The organism is uncultured Brevundimonas sp. (assembly GCF_963975535.1).
Taxonomy (GTDB): domain Bacteria; phylum Pseudomonadota; class Alphaproteobacteria; order Caulobacterales; family Caulobacteraceae; genus Brevundimonas.
In genome coordinates, this window is record NZ_CAXBHE010000008.1 from 80,295 (window position 1) to 99,588 (window position 19,294).

15 protein-coding genes are annotated in these 19,294 nt (G+C 67.9%); 5 read left to right on the forward strand and 10 right to left on the reverse strand.

What is annotated here, in order from left to right:
• Position 1: 1 nt before the first annotated feature.
• Entirely contained in the window at positions 2-898 is an 897-nt protein-coding gene (coxB, locus tag AACZ75_RS12090; RefSeq protein ID WP_339873111.1) for a cytochrome c oxidase subunit II, read from the reverse strand.
• 287 nt (positions 899-1,185) lie between these two features.
• Here coxB and AACZ75_RS12095 point away from each other — a divergent pair, with 287 nt between their 5' ends.
• From AACZ75_RS12095 to AACZ75_RS12115, 5 genes are all read left to right on the forward strand, one after another.
• Positions 1,186-1,557, forward strand: coding sequence for a PadR family transcriptional regulator (locus tag AACZ75_RS12095; protein ID WP_339873112.1), 372 nt, complete (start codon positions 1,186-1,188; stop codon positions 1,555-1,557).
• Positions 1,554-2,144, forward strand: coding sequence for a DUF1700 domain-containing protein (locus AACZ75_RS12100; protein WP_339873114.1), 591 nt, complete (start codon positions 1,554-1,556; stop codon positions 2,142-2,144). Before AACZ75_RS12095 ends, AACZ75_RS12100 begins: the two co-directional genes overlap by 4 nt.
• Positions 2,141-2,905, forward strand: a complete 765-nt coding sequence (locus tag AACZ75_RS12105; protein ID WP_339873116.1) for a DUF2807 domain-containing protein — start codon at positions 2,141-2,143, stop codon at positions 2,903-2,905. Before AACZ75_RS12100 ends, AACZ75_RS12105 begins: the two co-directional genes overlap by 4 nt.
• Before the next feature lie 121 nt (positions 2,906-3,026).
• Entirely contained in the window at positions 3,027-4,457 is a 1,431-nt protein-coding gene (gene tldD / locus AACZ75_RS12110; protein ID WP_339873118.1) for a metalloprotease TldD, read from the forward strand.
• 228 nt (positions 4,458-4,685) lie between these two features.
• Positions 4,686-6,740 (forward strand): TonB-dependent receptor, encoded by a 2,055-nt coding sequence (locus AACZ75_RS12115; protein WP_339873119.1) that lies wholly within the window; start codon positions 4,686-4,688, stop codon positions 6,738-6,740.
• A gap of 78 nt (positions 6,741-6,818) precedes the next feature.
• Here the strand turns inward: AACZ75_RS12115 and AACZ75_RS12120 are convergent, their stop codons facing one another.
• From AACZ75_RS12120 to aroA, 9 genes are all read right to left on the reverse strand, one after another.
• On the reverse strand, positions 6,819-8,741 hold the full coding sequence (locus AACZ75_RS12120) for an oligopeptide:H+ symporter (RefSeq protein WP_339873121.1): 1,923 nt from the start codon (positions 8,739-8,741) through the stop codon (positions 6,819-6,821).
• Between the two features lie 174 nt (positions 8,742-8,915).
• On the reverse strand, positions 8,916-12,215 hold the full coding sequence (locus AACZ75_RS12125) for an error-prone DNA polymerase (RefSeq protein ID WP_339873123.1): 3,300 nt from the start codon (positions 12,213-12,215) through the stop codon (positions 8,916-8,918).
• Entirely contained in the window at positions 12,212-13,810 is a 1,599-nt protein-coding gene (locus AACZ75_RS12130; protein ID WP_339873124.1) for a DNA polymerase Y family protein, read from the reverse strand. Before AACZ75_RS12130 ends, AACZ75_RS12125 begins: the two co-directional genes overlap by 4 nt.
• Entirely contained in the window at positions 13,728-14,369 is a 642-nt protein-coding gene (locus AACZ75_RS12135) for a hypothetical protein (RefSeq protein ID WP_339873126.1), read from the reverse strand. Before AACZ75_RS12135 ends, AACZ75_RS12130 begins: the two co-directional genes overlap by 83 nt.
• Positions 14,370-14,472: 103 nt before the next feature.
• The gene (gene mscL / locus AACZ75_RS12140) at positions 14,473-14,895 is read right to left on the reverse strand and encodes a large-conductance mechanosensitive channel protein MscL (RefSeq protein WP_339873127.1); all 423 of its coding nucleotides are present in this window, start codon (positions 14,893-14,895) and stop codon (positions 14,473-14,475) included.
• Between the two features lie 17 nt (positions 14,896-14,912).
• Positions 14,913-15,203, reverse strand: coding sequence for an integration host factor subunit beta (locus AACZ75_RS12145; RefSeq protein ID WP_339873191.1), 291 nt, complete (start codon positions 15,201-15,203; stop codon positions 14,913-14,915).
• Positions 15,204-15,454: 251 nt separating this feature from the next.
• Entirely contained in the window at positions 15,455-17,164 is a 1,710-nt protein-coding gene (gene rpsA / locus AACZ75_RS12150) for a 30S ribosomal protein S1 (RefSeq protein WP_339873129.1), read from the reverse strand.
• Between the two features lie 155 nt (positions 17,165-17,319).
• Entirely contained in the window at positions 17,320-17,970 is a 651-nt protein-coding gene (gene cmk / locus AACZ75_RS12155; RefSeq protein WP_339873131.1) for a (d)CMP kinase, read from the reverse strand.
• A complete protein-coding gene (gene aroA / locus AACZ75_RS12160) occupies positions 17,967-19,265 on the reverse strand; it encodes a 3-phosphoshikimate 1-carboxyvinyltransferase (protein ID WP_339873192.1) in 1,299 nt (432 codons plus the stop codon). Before aroA ends, cmk begins: the two co-directional genes overlap by 4 nt.
• Between the last annotated feature and the right edge of the window lie 29 nt (positions 19,266-19,294).

Consider the following 19,294-nt stretch of genomic DNA (forward strand, 5'->3'; position numbering starts at 1 on the left):
GTTACTGGGCAGCCGGCGCGGCGACAGCCGGCTCAGCAGCGGAAGGGGTCGCCGGAGCGGCGGTCAGGGCGGGGGTCTCGGTCGTGGCGGCGGCTGCCACAGGCGGCGTCATGGAGCCCCCCTTGGAAGCGACCCAGGTCGCGAACTCGGCCTCGGTGACGACATTGATCTGGATCGGCATGAAGGCGTGATCGACGCCGCACAGCTCGGAGCACTGGCCATAGAAGCTGCCGGTCCGCTCGGCGCGGAACCAGGTTTCATTGACCCGACCCGGGACCGCGTCCGTCTTCAGACCGAAGGCCGGCAGGGCGAAGGCGTGGATCACATCGGAGGCGGTCACCAGAACCCGGACCGTCTTGCCGACCGGCACGACCATCGGCTCGTTGGCAGCCAGACGATACAGCTGCGGCGGCGACTCCTCCTCCGACATCATGGTCGAGATGAATTCGGCCACGCCCTGGTCGGGATATTCATAGGCCCAGTTCCACTGGTTGCCGGTGACCTTAACGGTCAGGTCCGGGTCCGGCATGTCCTCATAGGCGAACAACAGGCGGAACGAGAACAGCGAGATGACCACCAGGATGATCACCGGCAGCACGGTCCAGATCACCTCGATCAGGGTGTTGTGGCTCCAGCGCGCGGGCACCGGGTTTGACTTCCTGTTGTAGCGGATGACGATCCAGATGATCAGGCCCAGCACCAGCAGGCTGATGAAGGTGATCGCCGGCATCAGGACCACATTGTGAAACCAGATGGCTTCATGTTTCAGCGGCGACGCGGCCGGCTGCAGATCGATACCGCCCGGTGTGGGCTGGCCCATGCGATCCTGCGCCCAGGCCGGCGACGCGGCGAATACGGCCAGGGTCATGGAGGCGAATGCGCCTCCGACCAGAGTCATCAGCGACCCTCTGGCGCGCGTGCCCTTCCCCATTCGAGACTTCCTCATCAATTCGCTCTGCAGCAGACTCCTGCGAGTGAATCGCAGGTGAAGGCCGGGACGGATCGCCCACGACGGTTTCAAGGCCGGTCCATATCGGCTCACCTGCGACTTGCCAAGCGATTGACGCACCCATGACGCCGCACCGCCCCATTGATTGATCGATTAATTCGCTGTCATGTTTGGACAGCTACCTTGCGAGACACGATACCTTGCGATAGACAAAGCTCTTCGCAGGAGACACCGATGTGACTGAAACCATCGAGATACAGCTTAAAAAGGGAGTGCTCAGCCTGTGCGTGCTGGCCCTCCTCGCCCGGGCGGACAGCTACGCCTATGAGATCGCCAGCCGGCTCGCCGACGCCATCGATATGGGGGAAGGCACCATCTATCCGCTGATGCGCCGCATGCAGTCGGATGGACTGGTCGAGACCTATCTGGTCGAATCATCCAGCGGACCATCGCGGAAATACTACCGACTCACCGCCACCGGTACCGCCGCCCTGGCGACCCAGAGCGATGAATGGCGTGCCTTCGTCCGGGCTGTTGACGGCGTCCTCGCCGACTCGACGCCCGTCGCGACCGCCCCCACCCCCTCAGAGACCGGAGATGCCCAATGACCCGCGCCGATTTCATGGCCCGGCTGAAGAGCGGGCTGGTTGGCCTGCCGACCTCGACAGCCGCCGAAATACTCAGCGACTACGACACCCATTTCGACGACGGGGCCGCCGACGGTCGCAGCGAGGCCGAGGTCGCCGCGGCCCTGGGCCATCCCGAGCGGCTGGCCCGCGAACTGAAGGCCGAAGCCGGCATCCAGCGCTGGCAGCAGGAAAAGAACCCCTCGGCCGCGGCCGGGGCCGTATTCGCCGTGCTCGGCCTGGGCGCGCTGGACATCATCTTCCTGCTGCCGCTGCTGATGGGCGTGATCGGCACGTTGATCGGCTTCTTCATCGCCGTCATCGCCCTGTTCTTCGCCGGGGGCGTTATCATTGTCGCCGGTCCCTTCGCCGGCCTGCCCGGCGGGGGTCTGGCGGCCCTGCTGGCCGGGCTGGGCACGATGGCGGGGGCCACGGCCGCCGGGGCCATTCTGATGATCCTCACCATCTGGCTGGTCAACGGCCTGGTCTGGTTCGCCCGCCTCCACTACCGGCTGCTGAAGCCGGCGCTTGAATCCCACACCCCCCAGAACCCGGGAGAGCCGGCATGATCCGCACCCTTCTCATCATCGCCGGGGCCGCCCTGGTCCTGGCCATCGCCAGCCTGTCCGGTGCCGCCGGGCTTGTGGCCCGCGACCTTGACCGCAATGGCGGCAGCTGGGTCTTCCACGACGGCGACGACGTGATCCGGATCGAGAGCGTAGCGGGTGAACGCGGCCCGGACGTATCCCGGACCCTGGCCTGGACCGGCGGCGATCGCCTGTCCGTCAACCTGCCGGCCGACGTCACCTTCGTTCAGGGTCCCGAGTCCGGGGTGGTCATCACCGGCCCGCAGGCCATCGTCGACCGGGTCCAGATCAAGGACGGGCGCATCACTGCCGACGGTCCCGACGAGATCACCGTGCGCTGGTGGGCGGGCGGGTTCTCGGCCTGGAATGAGCGGGACAATCTGAAGATCGTCGTCACCGCCCCCTCGATCACCCGTTTCGACCTTTCGGGCTCGGGGTCCCTGACGCTCCAGGCCTATGACCAGCCATCCCTGTCGATCGACATCTCCGGCAGCGGCGATGTCACCGCCACCGGCAAGACCGCGTCCGTGGATCTCAACATCGCCGGCTCGGGCGAGGCCGACCTGGCGGATCTGACCACCACGGACGCCACCGTCGGAATCTCGGGGTCGGGCGAGGCCCGGGTCGCGCCGACCGGAACCGCGCGCCTGTCGATCGCCGGATCGGGGGACATCACCCTGACGACCCGTCCGGCCAAGCTGGAGAGCAATGTCTCCGGCTCGGGCGACATCCACCAGCGCTGAACCTGACCGGGCTCCCGGGCAAGAACAGCCAAGGCGGCGACCGGTCCCACGGTCGCCGCCTTTTTTGGCGTCACACGACCGGCGATTAGACGAGGGCGACCTCAGTCCCTACTTAGGGCTCATGACCGTATCCGTTTCCCCGATCCCCATCCTCCAGGCCGCCGACGTCGATCCCGATGAGGCCCTGTCCATCCTGCAGGGGGCCCTGCACGGGGCGGACGACGGCGAACTGTTCCTGGAGCGGTCCGAGACCGAATCGCTGGTGTTCGACGACGGTCGCCTCAAGGCTGCCGCCTATGACGCCAGCGAAGGCTTCGGCCTGCGCGTGGTGGCCGGCGAGACCGCCGGCTATGCCCACGCCAACGAAATCAGCGCTGCCGCCCTGCGCCGCGCCGCCGACAGCGCCGCCCTGGCCAAACAGGGTCACGCCGCCGTCGTGGCCGAGGGACCGCGCGCCACCAACCAGAAACTGTATGAGGCGATCGACCCGCTCGCCGCCCCGGTCTTCTCCGACAAGATCGCCCTGCTCGGCGAAATCGACGCCTGGGCCCGCGCCCGGGACCCGCGCGTGGTCCAGGTCTCGGCCTCGATCGTCGGCGAGCGACGCACCATCGAGATCCTGCGCGCTGACGCCCTGACCGTGCGCGACATCCGCCCGCTGGTCCGACTCAACGTCTCGATTACCGTCGAGAAGGACGGCCGCCGCGAGAGCGCCTCGTCCGGGGCCGGCGGCCGGGCCGGGTTCGAGACCTGGATCGCGCCCGAACGCTGGCAGGCCCAGGTCGACGAAGCCCTGCGCCAGGCCCTGGTCAATCTCGAGGCCGTCGACTGTCCGGCGGGCGAGATGGATGTGGTGCTTGGGGCCGGCTGGCCCGGCGTGCTGCTGCACGAGGCGGTCGGCCACGGCTTCGAGGGCGATTTCCACCGCAAGGGCTCGTCCGTGTTCAGCGGCAAGATGGGCCGGCGGGTCGCCGCCCCCGGCGTCACCGTGGTCGATGACGGTTCGATCGCCGGTCGTCGCGGGTCCCTGTCGGTCGACGACGAAGGCACCCCGACCTCGCGCACGGTGCTGATCGAGGACGGCATCATGGTCGGTCTGATGCACGACCGGCTCAGCGCCCGTCAGCTGGACCAGCGTGCCACCGGCAACGGCCGGCGCCAGTCCTTCGCCCACATGCCGATGCCGCGCATGACCAACACCTTCATGGAGGGCGGGTCTGCCGCACAGGCCGATATGATCGCCTCGACCAAACGGGGTCTCTATGCCGCCAATTTCGGGGGCGGCCAGGTCGACATCACCAATGGCAAATTCGTATTCCAGTGCACCGAGGCCTATCTGATCGAGGACGGACGGATCACCGCCCCGGTGCGCGGCGCGACCCTGATCGGCGACGGGGCCACGGCCCTGACCAATATCACCATGATCGGCGACGACTTTGCCTTCGACCCCGGCGTCGGCGTCTGCGGCAAGGGCGGCCAGGGCGTGCCGGTCGGCATCGGCCAGCCCAGCCTCAAGATCGGCGGCCTGACGGTCGGCGGCACGGCGGTCTAGAGCACGGCGTTCCGTCGAATAGCAGGCAAGTTAAAGCAACGCTGCGTAACGATAGAATATCGACGCCACGGAAATCATATTATGGCGAAACCTTGTTCAGTTTTGTTGTCCGGAAACATGACCGGTCTGTAATCATGTCGTCGATTTAATCCACCTTTCCGCCTTGTAACTGGAACTCCCTGCGGCGTGGCGTCACACCTGCCGTCGTTCGATGAGGGGAAATCCACGATGACCAAATCCTTGCTGCTGGCGACGACGGCGATCCTGTTCAGCGGGGGCGCAGCCCTGGCCCAGGCCCCCGCCGCCGGGCCCTCGCCGGTGGCAGCCGGCACCGCGACCGCGGACACGGCCGGTACGGGCGTTCTGGTCTTCACGCCCGACTTCTTCGCCGAGCAACAGCCCAACACCGCGCTGGACATGGTCAATCGGATCCCCGGTTTCTCGGTCGACGACGGCTCGGGCAGCCGCGGATTTGAGGGCGCGGTGGGCAATGTGCTGATCAACGGAGCCCGCCCGGCCTCGAAGAACGACACCGGCTCCAATGTCCTGTCCCGCACCACGGCCGGCCAGGTCGAACGCATTGAACTGATCCGGGGCGGGGCCCCGGGCATCGACATGCAGGGCTATTCGGTCGTCGCCAATGTGATCCTCAAGTCCGAAAGCTCGCGGCAACACATCCTGACGGCCTATGCCAGTCTGTATGACGGTGGCCAGGACCTGTTCGGAGCCAACTATCAATTCACCGCCCGCGACGGTGATCGCAGCTGGGGCCTGACCCTCAGCGACGGCATCTCGTCCAGCGACTCGAACGGGACCGGCCGGGCGATCCGTACAGACGCCAACGGCACGGTGCTCCGCGACGAGCGCATCTACAGCGACGGCTACGGCGGCGGCGACTCGATCCGCGGCAACTATTCCGGCCCCCTGGCCGGGGGCAAGATCGACCTGACGGCCCGCTACGGCATCAACGACTGGCACGGCGAGAACCTGCAGACCTCGGCCGTGGTCCGCCGCGAAAGCTTCGACAACAATGAAGGCGACAGCGGCGAGTTCGGCGTCGTCTACACCCGGCCGCTCGGCGATCGCTGGAAGCTTGAAAGCCGCTTCATCCATCAGTTCGAGAGCTTCAGCGGCACCTCGACCTATCGCCAGAGCCTGAACGGCGTCGACCGTCCCGAACAGATTTTCGGCTATGACGGCATGGCTTCGGAAACCATCCTGCGCGGCCTGCTCCGGTTCGAACGTTCACCCCGGCTGACCTACGAAACCGGCGGGGAACTGGCCTATAATATGCGCGAGACCGATCAGGCCTTCACCGTCGGCGGGGTCGACGTGCCCCTGCCCTCGGCCTCGGTCACGGTCGAGGAGACGCGCGGCGAGGCCTTCGGCAAGGCAACGTTCCGGCCCGACCCCCGATGGACGCTGGAAGCCGGCCTGCGCCTTGAGGGGTCGACCATCAGCCAGTCCGGTGACGCCGATCAGGAAAAGAGCTTCTTCTTCGCCAAGCCCCGCATCCTCGCCACCTGGACGCCGATGGAGAACAACCAGGTCCGCTTCCGCTTCGAGCGTGAGCTCGGCCAGCTGGACTTCAGTGATTTCGCGGCTTCGGCCGACCTGAGCGGCGGCAATGTCTTTGGCGGCAACGTCGATCTGGAGCCCGAACAACGCTGGATCAGCGAACTGACCTATGAACGCCGCTTCTGGGGCGAGGGTATTGTCAGCCTGGGCCTTCGCCATGACGAGATCATCGACGTGCTCGATGCCATTCCCCTGCCCGGCGGCCTCTCCGCCACCGGCAACATCGGCAACGGGACGCTGGACCAGCTGACGGTCTCGGCCACCATCCCCACCACGAAACTCGGCCTGCACGGCGGCCTGTTTACCGTCTCGAACGCCTGGAACCACACCGAGGTGACCGATCCGACCACCGGTGAATCCCGGCCGATCTCCCGCGTTCGTCCCAGCCAGGTCGTGATCGAATTCCGCCAGGACATCACCAGCCTGAAGGCCCAGTGGGGCTTCAACTTCCTGCCGGCGTTCGACCAGACGACCTACGGTCCCGATCAACGTCGGAGCTTCCAGCTGCGCGACTATTTCGAGGCCTGGGCCGAGTACAAGCCGACCGCGGACCTGTCGATCCGGGCCCAGGTCAATATCTGGAACGACTCGACATTCGAACAGATCGCCTATGCCGACCGCACCACCCGCGCGATCGCCTATGTCGAAAGCCGGCAGGTCGACCCGCGGACCTTCTTCCAGATCCGGGTCCGCAAGACCTTCTAGCCGGGCGTGACCGACCACGGAAAAGGGCGGCTCCCTGATCGGGGAGCCGCCCTTGCCTTGTCCGGCAGTCGCCGTCCCTTACGGGTTGGTGACGCTGCGGTCTTCCTGGCCGCGATCCGTCAGGACCGGTCCGGGATGGTTGTCGTCGTCACCGGTCGCGTGCGCCCAGCCCTTGATCAGGAAGCTGATCAGGATGAAGGCGATACCGATACCGACGCCCCATTTGCCGAGGGTGTCGAAGCCCTGCAGCGAGGTGGCCAGGGCACCCTGGGGATCCAGAACCTGACCGCCGACCGTTTCCGTACCCATCAGGCCGGCGATCTTGCCGCCGACGAACTGGGCGATGGAGCTGGCCAGGAACCAGACGGCCATCATGAAGCTGACGACCGACGGCATGGACAGTTTGGTGATCTCCGACAGGCCGACCGGCGACAGGAACAGCTCACCTGTCGTGTGCAGCATGTAGAGCAGCGCCAGGATCATCAACGGCATCTGGAAGGTCGGGCTGACCATGCCGGAGCCGGCAGCCCAGACCACGACGAGGAAGCCGAGACCGACCTGGACCAGACCCAGACCAAATTTCATGGTCGGGTTCGGGTCCATCTTCTTGCTGGCCAGCCAGGCCCATGCCGCCGCGAAGATCGGGGCGAAGATCAGGATGAAGCCGGCGTTGAACGACTGCACCTGGGCGGCCGTGATGGTGGCGTCGATCCAGAAGCCCGTGGGCGTGATGCCCGCGGCGGCCAGCTGGGCCGGCGTACCGATGGTGATGCCGAGGAACTGCATCGCTGTCGGGGTGATGGTCAGGTCAACGTTACGATCAGCGAACAGGTTCAGCGAGGTGCCGGCCTGTTCGAACAGGGTGAAGAAGACCACTGCGCCGAAGATCAGCACCAGGGCCAGCATCATGCGCTGACGCTGGACCCAGGTCTTGCAGACCGCGACGATGACCCAGAGGATCGCCAGCAGCGACAGAACGGTCGAGGCCAGCAGCACATTGCCGACCAGGGCGTTGCGCTGGACCATGAACCAGACCACGGCGACGCCGAGGATGGCGAGAAGGTAGATCAGCCATTCGCGGTTCAGCGGACCAAACAGCGGCCGCTTCAGCAGCTCGGGGTTCGGCGGTTCGCCATGCCCTTCCAGCAGCGGCTTGCCGAGCACAAACACGATCCAGCCTGCGGCCATACCGACACCGGCGAGGCCGAAGCCGGCCCACCAGCCGACGGTCTGACCCAGATAGCCACACAGCACCGCGGCCCAGAAGGCCCCGAGATTGATGCCGTAGTAGTAGAGGGTGAAACCCGAGTCGCGACGCGGGTCGCCATGCGGATACAGCTGGCCGACGATGCTGGAGATGTTCGGCTTGAGGAAGCCGACGCCCATGATGATCAGCGACAGGGCCAGATAGAAGATGTTGATTCCGCCCACGTCCCGGGTCTGGATCATCTGGTAGGAATCGGGAGCCAGGGTCGACGGCAGGGCCGATCCGTCCGGCAGGCCGGCAATGGCGATACCGCCGCCCTCGCCCGCGCCGAAGCTGTATTTTTCGCCGTCGACGACGATGGCGACGTCACGGTTGGCACCACGACCTTCGGCCGAGATCTCATAGGCCGTGCCGGCATAGGTCAGGGTCTCGGTGGCCGGACGGCCCTCGAAGGCCATCATGCCGTGACCGGCGACCAGCAGCAGGGCCCCGAAGGCGATGGCCTTGCGGGTGCCGATGTAGCGGTCGGCCAGGATGCCGCCGACCAGCGGCAGCAGATAGACGAGTGAGGTGTAGGAGCCATAGGTGGACCCCGCCATCGCATCATCGAACAGGAAATGCTGGGTCAGGAAGAAGATCAGGATGCCGCGCATCCCGTAGTAGGAGAACCGCTCCCACATCTCGGCGAAGAACAGAATAATCAGCCCTCGCGGGTGATTTTTGAGGATCTGCATCAGCACCGGTACGCCCGTAAGCAAGGTGATGATCAGACCCAGGATGATGACGATATTCATGCCTGCCCTTTAGGTTGGCGGACCCCCCAAGGGTCCGTATGTCTTGTGGAATGAGCCTACGAACCCCTCGCAACCCGCTCCGGACGAAGCGGCGATAGGACCACCGGGATCGATGCTTTACAAGTCGTAACCTTCCGTGAGGCCCGGGTACGCTTGATTCCGGCAGCCGGTGGCTCAGTGAAAGTCGCGCGACCCCGGCAACACCCGCACATCGCGGGGATGATGGCCCCGCCCCGGGGCCACCGGACCCGACGGTCCGTCGCCGGTCAGATGGCCCAGCATCGGGGTCCAGTCCTGCAGGTCCTCGACCACCAGATGTGTCACCCCGTCGGCCTGCTGCACCCGCCCCCGGGCCAGCACCATGCGCGCGCCCATGGCGACCGGCCGCAGGCGCTCGAACACATCGGCCCACAGCACCAGATTGGCCCCGCCGGTCTCGTCCTCCAGGGTCAGGAACACCACCCCCTTGGCCGTGCCGGGGCGCTGGCGCACCAGCACCACCCCGGCCACAGCGACCCGGCGACGGTCCGGCACCCGGGCCATCGCCGCCGCCGTCATCGCCCCGGCCGCCGTCAGGCGCTCGCGCAGAAAGGCGACCGGATGGCCCTTCAGCGACAGGCGCAGGGTCTGGTAGTCGCCGACCACCTCCTCGGACGCGCTGAGCCGGGGCAGGGCCTCGGGCGCGGCTCCGTCGCTCTCGGTCAGTCCCATGGCCTCGAACAGGGGAGCGGATGAGGCCGGGGGCGCGCCCCGGGCCGCCCACAGCCCCTGACGCCGCGACAGGTCCAGCGTGCCGTAAGCATCAGCTTCGGCCAGCCGGTCCAGCGCCGGCGGTGGCAGTCGCGTCCGGCGTCGCAGGTCCTCCAGATCGGTGAAGGGGCCGTCCTGCCGGGCCTCGACCAGGCGCCGGGCCCAGTCCTGACGAAAACCGCCGATGGTGCGCAGGCCCAGGCGCACGGCGTGGTGAGGACGGTCGGGGACGGGCTCGAGACCGGAATCCCAGCCGCTGGCGTTCACGTCCGGGTGCCGGACCTCGATGTCATGCTGACGCGCGTCGCGCACGATCTGGGCCGGGGCGTAGAAGCCCATCGGCTGGCTGTTCAGCAGGGCGGCGGCGAAGACATCGGGGTACCAGCATTTGACCCAGGCCGAGACATAGACGAGGTGGGCGAAGGAGGCGGCGTGGCTCTCGGGAAAGCCGTATTCGCCGAAACCCTTGATCTGGTTGAAACAGTTCCGGGCGAACTCCGGGTCGTAGCCGCGCCGCACCATGCCCTGGATCAGCTTGTCCTCATACGCGGGCATGGTGCCCAGATGACGGAAGGTGGCCATGGCCCGACGCAGGCCGTTGGCCTCGGCCCCGGTGAAGGCCGCCGCGACCATGGCGATGCTCATCGCCTGTTCCTGGAACAGGGGCACGCCCAGGGTCCGCCCCAGCACCGTTTCCAGTTCGTCAGGACGGCCGATGCCCGGGGCCGGCTGCGGGAAGTCGACCCGGAAGGCCGCCCCCTTCTCGCGCCGTTCGGCCCGGCGCTTCAGATAGGGATGGACCATCTTGCCCTGGATCGGGCCCGGCCGGACGATGGCCACCTGGACCACCAGATCATAGAAGGTCTCGGGTCGCAGCCGCGGCAGCATGGCCATCTGGGCCCGACTCTCGACCTGGAAGACGCCGACGGAGTCGGCCTTCTGCAGCATGGCATAGACCGCCGGGCATTCGTTCGGCACCGTGTGCAGGTCCAGATCCCGGCCATGGCTGTCGGCGATCATGCCGAAGGCCCGCTTCAACGCCGTCAACATGCCCAGCGCCAGCACATCGACCTTCATCAGCCCCAGATGATCGATGTCGTCCTTGTCCCATTCGATGAAGGTCCGCCGGTCCATCGCCGCATTGCCGATCGGCACGGTCTCGGTCAGCCGGCCGCGGGTCAGGACGAAGCCGCCGACGTGCTGGGACAGGTGACGGGGGAAGCGGATCAGTTCGGCGGTCAGGTCCAGCGCCAGTTTCAGCCGCGGATCATCGCGACCCAGCCCGGCCCGGTCGACATGTTCGTCCCGGACCTCGCTGCCGTGTGAACCCCAGACCGTGTCGGCCAGCCGGGCGGTGACGTCCTCGCTGAGGCCGAGCGCCTTGCCCACGTCGCGGATCGCAGAGCGCGGGCGGTAGTGGATGACCGTGGCGACGATGGCGGCGCGGTCGCGGCCATAGCGATCATAGATGTACTGGATCACCTCCTCACGGCGCTCATGCTCGAAATCGACGTCGATGTCGGGCGGTTCGCGCCGCTCGGCCGAGATGAAGCGTTCGATCAGCATGGCCTGCCGGGCCGGATCGACATTGGTGATGGCCAGGCAGTAGCAGATCACCGAATTGGCCGCCGAGCCCCGCCCCTGGCACAGGATCCGGCGCGGCTCGGCCCGGGCCCAGCGGACGATGTCATGCACGGTGAGGAAATAGGGCGCGTAGCCCAGCACCCGGACCAGCCGCAGTTCCTTGACGATGGTGGCGACCACATCGGCCGGCACGCCCTGCGGCCAGCGCTCGCGCGCCCCCCGGAAGGTCAGCCGGATCAGATAGCGATGCGGGGAATAGCCGGGGGCCACGGGCTCCTCGGGATATTCATAGCGCAACTCGCGCAGGGAGAAGCTGCAGGCCCGCACCACCTCAAGCGTGCGCTCCAGCGCCGCCTCATGGCCCCGGAACAGACGCGCCATTCCGGCCGGGGACTTCAGGTGGCGTTCGGCGCTGGCCTGCAGCCGTCGTCCGGCCCGGTCGATGGTCGCGCCCTCGCGGATACAGGTCAGGACGTCCTGCAGCGGGCGGCGGTCGGGGTGATGATAGAGCACGGCATTGGTGGCGATCAGCGGCGCGCCGGTCCGCTGCGCCATGGCCGCCAGACGGTTCAGCCGCGCCCGGTCGCGACCGTCCCACAGGGGCTGGGCCGCCAGATAGAGGGTATCGGGCCAGGCCCGTCGCCAACGGGCCAGCCGGGCCTCAAAGGTGGCGTCGGGTCGGTCCGGGGCCACCGCCAGGGCGATCATCCCCGCCCCCAGATCACAGGCCTGGTCGAAGGTCAGCCGCGTCTCGCCCTTGATGATCCGCGCGCCCTCCTCATCGTCAGGGGTCTGGGGGGACACGATCTCGCTCTTGCCCAGGGACAGCAGACGACACAGTCGCCCATAGGCGGCGCGGTCGCGCGGAAACACGATCAGTCCGGTGCCGTCGGTGAAGACCAGCCGGCAGCCGATCAGCAGACGCAGGTGCTGGGTCTCCGCCGCCATCAGGGCCCGCACCACCCCGGCCAGGGTGTTGACGTCGGCCACGCCGATCGCGGCCAGGCCCAGGACCTTCGCCTGCTCGACCAGTTCGGCCGGATGCGAGGCCCCTTCCAGGAAGCTGAAATTGGTCCGCACCCCGAGCTCGGCATAGTCGCCGCTCCAGCCGCCCGTGCCGACGCTTGCCGGCACCGTCACGGGAATACCCCGTGCATCCACCATGAGGGAGGGCGGTCATCGTCATGGCCGGCGTATTCACGGCCATACAGACCCTCGCGGAACAGCCAGTAGCGACGCCCGCCGTCGTCCTCGACGCAGTAGTAGTCGCGGGTGCGAACCTGACGCCCGTCGGGACGCGGCCGCCACCATTCGGGCGACAGACGTTCCGGTCCGTCGGCCCGCCTCACCCGCCGCGACACCCGCCGCCAGGTGAAGCGGGCCGGGGCCCCGTCCGGCAGTTCGGCCAGGGCCTCGATCGGCTCCGGCGGATCGAACATCAGGACCGGCCGCCGACGGGCATCACCGGGGTCGGGCACAGACGGGACGTGGCCCAGCGCCGGGCGCAGCCGCTCGGCCCGTTCCGGTATCCAGCTGTCGACCGGTTCGGGCCGGAGCACCCGGGCTTCGCCCAGCCGGGCCGACAGCCGGTCGATCAGCGGGGCCAGGGCGGCGGCGCGGTCGTCGGCGAGCGGCACCGTCATCTCCCCCTGCCGGTCCGCCATCGGCTCGGTCAGGTCGGCGCTCAGCATCAGGGCGTCGATGCCGAAGCCGGGATCAATCCGCTCCAGACCCCGTTCCCGGAACAGCCGCAGCCAGACGACGGGGTCGCGCCCGGGCCGGCCCATCCGCACCGACAGCCCGCTGACCGTGCCATCCGTGCGAAAGCCGCTCAGGGTCAGGGCGCGCGCGCCCTGGCCGTCCCGGTCCAGCGCCACCACCAGATCGGTCGCCAGACCCGGCAGTCGGGCGGCGACCCCGTCCATGTCGCTCAGCGGCTCGGCATGGGCTTCCCAGACCCGGTAGCGCGGCGCGGCGCGGACCGGCACCAGCGCCTCGGCCCCGAGGCCCAGGGCCTGATCCAGCCGCCGGACCAGATCGACCCCGTCGCCCTCGCGAAACCGCCGCGCCAGTCCCGCCCGCGGCATCGGATAGAGGTCGCCGATCCGCTTCAGCCCAAACCGGCGCGCCTCGGCCACAAGGCCGTCACCGATCCGCAGGGCGGCGACCGGCAGGGCGGCGAGACTGTCCCGCAGGCCATCCTCATCCACGGACAGGGTCCGGCGCGCGAGGTCGCCATGGCGGGCCAGGGCCCAGGCCGCGCCGATCGTCGGGGCCACGGCCACCCGTGCGGGGATCCCGGCCTCGGCCAGCCGCGTCCCGATCCGGTCCGGCAGGACGGCCGCCCCGCCGAACAGATGCGCGGCCCCGGTCATGTCGAGACAGAGCCCGTCCAGCCCGTCCCCCGACGCCGACACACTGACGGCCGGAGACCAGCGCTCGGCCCACAGGGCCAGGCCCTCCAGGGCGCTGCGGTCGGCCTCGAGATCGGCCGGACGACAGGCCAGGGCCGGAACCATGGCCAGGGCGTCGGCCTGGGTCTGGCCAGGACGCAGACCCATGGCCCGGGCGGCCGGATTCAGGGCGTGGATCACCGCCCCCCGCGCCGTCTTGCGGATCAGGGCCAGGGGCCCGCCCGGGGCCAGGGCCGGGTCAGGCGGCGAGAGTCGTCCGGCCGATCGCGTCCAGACCGTCACCGGCCAGTCGATCAGCCAGACGGAGACGATGCGTCTCATCAGCCTGCTCCAGCATCCACACACCCGGCCGCTCGCTGCGACTGCGCACCAGCTCGGCCCACAGGCGCCCCGCCCCCGGGGCCCGGACATCGGCCGGCTCTGTCGCGCTGGGCGCGGGCGTGATGCGCCAGCGCCGCCGCGCCGCACTGAGCCCCCCGCTGCGAAACCGCAGCATCATGCCGACCGCCCCGCCCTCGTGCGCGGCGAACCCCAGCCTGCGGGTCTGGGCCAGACTGGCCTCCTCGATTCCGCCCAGGGCCACCGTCACCGCCCCCGAACGCAGCGCCTGCTCCATCGCCCACAGCCCTTCGACCCCGGTCGACGTCGCCGCCAGGATCAGGTCGATGCCCGGTAGCCCCCGCCCATAGGGCCGGCCATGTTCCGCCAGCCAGGCCCGGGGAGCGGCGAGAAACACCACGGGACGCACCGCCTGCGGCGCGCGTGACAGGGCGAAGGCGAGGGCGGTCGCCAGGTCACCGGGTCCGGCCGCGCACACCTCTTCCAGCGCCGCCGGCTCGGCGGGATAGGGCGCGTTCGAGAGAGCGGGTGACGGGTCCATGAGCATCCAGAAACTGAACGTTCACTCTTTGTTCCGATCCCGTCCGGAGTCAAATGCGAAGTGGAAATCCGCATTCAGGCCTCGGGATGAAAGAAAAACCGGGTCAGCCCCCGGGGCGGGCTTTCAGCGCATCACGAATTTCGGTCAGCAAGGCCTCGGTCGCGGTCGGGGCCGCCGGAGCCGCCTCGGGCTCGTCCGCCTGCTTGCGCCGCAGACTGTTGATGCCCTTGACCATCAGGAAGATGACAAAGGCCACGATCACGAACTGGACCAGGGTATTGATGAAGGCCCCGTACCGGATCGCGACCTCCTCGATCGCCTCCGTCGCCGGGTTTTCCGCCGCCAGCACCCATTTCAGCCTGGAAAAATCGACCCCGCCCAGCAACAGGCCGATCGGCGGCATGATCACCTGCTCGACCAGGCTGGTGACGATCTTGCCGAACGCGGCCCCGATGATGACCCCGACCGCCAGATCGATGACGCTGCCCCTGACGGCAAATTCCTTGAACTCTTTCAGCATACCCACGCGGGCCTATCCCTGTATCAGGCGTCGCCCGACGCATTCAGGCGTTCACGCAGTTCCTTGCCGCTCTTGAAAAAGGGCACGGCCTTGGCCGGAACGTCGACGGCTTCGCCGGTGCGGGGATTGCGACCGGCCCGCGCGGGCCGACTGCGAACGGAAAAGGCCCCGAAGCCCCGGATCTCGACCCGTCCGCCCTCCCCCAGGGAATCGATCATCCGGCCGAGAACGATGTTCACGACCCGCTCGACCTCGGCGTGGGTCAGGTGGACATTCTCCGCCGCCAGTTTCTCGATCAGCTCGGATTTGATCATCATCAGCCCCCCCTGCCCAGTTCCGCCGGTTCGGAGCTGCTTCAGACGCAACTCGACCGCACGACCGGCCCACCCTAGCCTTCGCCCGTTGGGGGAAAAAGGGCTTCTGCGTAATTTGACGGCAATTAGGTGGTTAACCGCCAGCAACCACACACAAATCGTCAGTCCTGACCGCAGGTTGAGGCCTTCCACGCATGAAAAAGGCGGCCGGATCGCTCCGGCCGCCTCGTTTCATCTACCGGGGTGAAGGTCTATTCCTTCGTACCGGCCTTTTCGCGCAGGGCGGCACCCAGGATATCGCCCAGGGACGCGCCGGAATCCGACGAGCCGAACTGCTCGATCGCCGAGGCCTCGTCCTTCATTTCCAGCGCCTTGATCGACACCGAGACGCGGCGCGTGGCCTTGTCGATGCCGGTGATCATGGCGTCGACGCGGTCACCCACGGCATAGCGCTCGGGGCGCTGTTCGGCCCGGTCACGCGACAGGTCGGACTTGCGAACGAAGGCCGAAACCGGCGCATCGTCTTCACCGAATTTGACTTCGATGCCGCCGGTCTCGATCGAGGTGACGGTGACGGTGACCTGCTGGTTCTTCTTGTACGGGTCGCCTTCCATCGGATCGCCGCCGAGCTGCTTGATGCCCAGCGAGACGCGTTCCTTCTCGACGTCGACGTCAAGCACCTTGGCCTTGACGGTTTCGCCCTTGCGATAGCGCTGGATGGCTTCCTCGCCCGAGACGTTCCAGTCGAGGTCCGACAGGTGGACCATGCCGTCGATGTCGTTGTCGAGGCCGATGAACAGACCGAATTCGGTGGCGTTCTTGACCTCGCCCTCGACGGTCGAGCCGATCGGGTTGGCGGCCACGAAGGCATCCCACGGATTGTCCTGGGCCTGCTTCAGGCCCAGCGAGATGCGGCGCTTGGAGGCGTCGACATCCAGAACCACGACGTCGACTTCCTGCGAGGTCGAGACGATCTTGCCGGGGTGGACGTTCTTCTTGGTCCAGGACATTTCCGAGACGTGGACCAGGCCTTCAACGCCGGCTTCCAGCTCAACGAATGCGCCGTAGTCGGTGATGTTGGTGATGCGGCCCGTATATTTGGCACCGACCGGGTATTTGGCTTCAACACCGTCCCACGGATCGGACTGCAGCTGCTTCATGCCGAGGCTGATGCGCTGGGTGTCCGGATTGATCTTGACGATCTGGACCTTGACGGTGTCGCCGACGGCGAGGACCTGCGAGGGATGCGAGACGCGCTTCCACGACATGTCGGTGACGTGCAGCAGGCCGTCGATGCCGCCGAGGTCCACGAACGCGCCGTAGTCGGTGATGTTCTTGACCACGCCTTCGCGGACTTCACCCTCTTGCAGCTGGCCGACCAGCTCGGTGCGCTGTTCGGCGCGGGCCTCTTCCAGGATAGCGCGACGCGAGACGACGATGTTGCCGCGCGGACGGTCCATTTTCAGGATGGCGAAGGGCTGTTCCTTGCCCATCAGCGGGGCGACGTCGCGCACGGGGCGGATGTCGACCTGCGAACCCGGCAGGAAGGCGGACGCGCCGCCGAGGTCGACGGTGAAGCCACCCTTCACGCGGCCGACGATGGCACCCATGACCGGCTGGCCTTCGGCGAAGACCAGTTCCAGACGGGTCCAGGCTTCTTCGCGACGGGCCTTGTCGCGGCTGATGACAGCTTCACCGAGGGCGTTCTCGACGCGCTCCAGATAGACCTCGACGTTGTCGCCGACCTTGGGCAGGGCCGTGCCGTCGCCCTGGCCGAATTCGCGCATTGCGATGCGGCCTTCGGTCTTGAGGCCGACGTCGATGATGACGACGTCTTTTTCGATGCCGACGACGAGACCGTGGATGACCTGGCCTTCGCCAAGGTCGCGGCCCTGCAGTTGTTCGTCGAGCAGCGCGGCGAAGTCGTCACGCGAGGGGGTGAAGGATTGTGTATCGGTCATGGAGCTATGGGGTTTCTGAATGGGTTGTGGCGCGTGACCGGACGGCCCCGCGCGAGGTGAAGATAAAGGGGAATCCAGTCGTGACGACGCGAGACGGAAGTAGGCCAGAACGCCCGCGGAAGCCGAGAATGACGCGTTGGATTTGTCCGCAGCCCTTACAGGCCGTGTCGGACGCGCGCCGCCTCGACGATACGGCGGGCCGCATCGAAGGCCGTCTCTATATCCATATCGGTCGTATCCAGCAAGACGGCGTCGTCAGCCTGGACCATCGGGGCCGCGCCGCGACCGGCGTCGCGCTCGTCGCGACGGATGATGTCGGCCAGCATGTCCTGATAGGCGATGACCTCGCCGCGCCCGGTCAGCTGCTTCCAGCGGCGCAGGGCCCGCACCTCGGGGGTGGCGGTGATGAACAGCTTGGCGACGGCCTTCGGGGCAATGACGGTGCCGATATCGCGCCCGTCCAGCACGGCGCCGCCGGCCTGGCCGGCGAAGCTACGCTGGAACTCCAGCAAGGCCGCCCGCACGCCGGGATAGCCGGCGACGCGGCTGGCCGCCTCGCCCGCGCCGCGGCTGGTCAGGCGTTCGCTATCCCTGAGATCACGGACATCGAGCCCGCCGGCCACCATCCCGGCCAGGGTCGCGTCCTCCAGCGCGCCGCCCCGATCCAGCAGGCCCATGCCGACCGCGCGATACAGCAGGCCGGTATCGAGATGCGGCAGGCCGTAGGTCTGCGCCAGCCGGGCGGCGATCGTGCCCTTGCCCGAGGCGGCCGGGCCGTCGACGGCGATGATGAGGGGATGAGTCATTCAGTGGTGGCGATATCGGCCCCGAGGCCGCGCATCAACTCCACAAAGCCCGGAAAGCTGGTGGCGATCATGCCGGGCTCGTCGACGGTGACCGGTTCGGCCGCGGCCAGTCCCAGCACCAGATGGCTCATGGCGATGCGGTGATCCCCGTGGGTGGTGACGGTCGCGCCGCCCCGGACCGGGCCGCCGGTGACGGTGAAGCCCTCCGGCTCCTCCTCGACCGTGACGCCGCAGGCGGCCAGGCCGGCAGCCATCAGGGCGATGCGGTCGCTCTCCTTGACCCGCATCTCGCCGATGCCGCGCATGACGGTGCGGCCCTCGGCAAGGGCCGCGGTGGCGGCCAGTATCGGGTATTCGTCGATCATCGCGGCGGCGCGTTCGGGCGGCACGACCACGCCGGTCAGGGACGAGTGCCGGGCGGTGAGGTCGCCGACCGCCTCGCCGCCGGCCAGGCGGCGGTTCGAGATCGTCAGGTCCGCGCCCATTTCGATCCAGGTCTCGAACAGGCCGGTGCGCAACGGGTTCAGCATCACGCCTTCGACCGTGACGGTGGAGCCGGGCACCATCAGCCCCGCCGCCAGCGGGAAGGCGGCGGAAGACGGATCGCCCGGCACGTCGACGGCGGTGCCGGTCAGGGCCTGACCACCCTGAAGCCGGATCTGCCAGCCGGTCCCGGACGCCTCCACGGCAACCTCGGCCCCGAAGGCCCGCAACATTCGTTCGCTGTGATCGCGGCTCCTGACCGGCTCGATCACCGAGGTCACGCCGGTGGCGTTGACCCCCGCCAGCAGGATCGCCGACTTCACCTGGGCCGAGGCGACCGTTTGAATATGGTCGAGGGCGGCGAGGGTACCGCCGGTCTGGACGACCGGCAGCCGGTCGGCGTCGAAGCCTGCTCCCATGTCCCTGAGCGGGTCCATGACCCGCCCCATCGGCCGCTTCCGCAGGCTCGCGTCACCGTCAAAGGTCACGGTGATGGGATAGCCGGCGGCCGCGCCCATCAGCAGGCGCACGCCGGTGCCGGCGTTGCCGCAGTCGATCACCCCGGCCGGCTGACGGAACCCGCCCTGACCGGTGACACGCCAGCGCCCCGCGCCGAGCCGTTCGACGGTCGCACCGAAGGCTTCGACCGCCCGGGCGGTGGCGAGGATGTCGTCCCCCTCCAGCAAACCGTCGATCTCGGTCACGCCGGTGGCCATGGCCCCGATGATCAGGGCCCGGTGCGAGATCGACTTGTCGCCCGGCGCACGCACGACGCCCGCCAGCGGCGGGCTCGGGCGGGCGGTCAATTTCAAGGGTGTGGGCACCCGCAGCGCTCTCTGAT

Bases quoted from the DNA above. Each gene is read 5' to 3' on its own strand.
- rpsA (WP_339873129.1), bottom strand. From the start codon at position 17,164: ATGACCGATACACAATCCTTCACCCCCTCGCGTGACGACTTCGCCGCG.
- cmk (WP_339873131.1), bottom strand. From the start codon at position 17,970: ATGACTCATCCCCTCATCATCGCCGTCGACGGCCCGGCCGCCTCGGGC.
- AACZ75_RS12135 (WP_339873126.1), bottom strand. From the start codon at position 14,369: ATGGACCCGTCACCCGCTCTCTCGAACGCGCCCTATCCCGCCGAGCCG.
- AACZ75_RS12100 (WP_339873114.1), top strand. From the start codon at position 1,554: ATGACCCGCGCCGATTTCATGGCCCGGCTGAAGAGCGGGCTGGTTGGC.
- AACZ75_RS12130 (WP_339873124.1), bottom strand. From the start codon at position 13,810: ATGAGACGCATCGTCTCCGTCTGGCTGATCGACTGGCCGGTGACGGTC.
- AACZ75_RS12105 (WP_339873116.1), top strand. From the start codon at position 2,141: ATGATCCGCACCCTTCTCATCATCGCCGGGGCCGCCCTGGTCCTGGCC.
- AACZ75_RS12115 (WP_339873119.1), top strand. From the start codon at position 4,686: ATGACCAAATCCTTGCTGCTGGCGACGACGGCGATCCTGTTCAGCGGG.
- AACZ75_RS12145 (WP_339873191.1), bottom strand. From the start codon at position 15,203: ATGATCAAATCCGAGCTGATCGAGAAACTGGCGGCGGAGAATGTCCAC.
- coxB (WP_339873111.1), bottom strand. From the start codon at position 898: ATGACTCTGGTCGGAGGCGCATTCGCCTCCATGACCCTGGCCGTATTC.
- tldD (WP_339873118.1), top strand. From the start codon at position 3,027: ATGACCGTATCCGTTTCCCCGATCCCCATCCTCCAGGCCGCCGACGTC.
- AACZ75_RS12120 (WP_339873121.1), bottom strand. From the start codon at position 8,741: ATGAATATCGTCATCATCCTGGGTCTGATCATCACCTTGCTTACGGGC.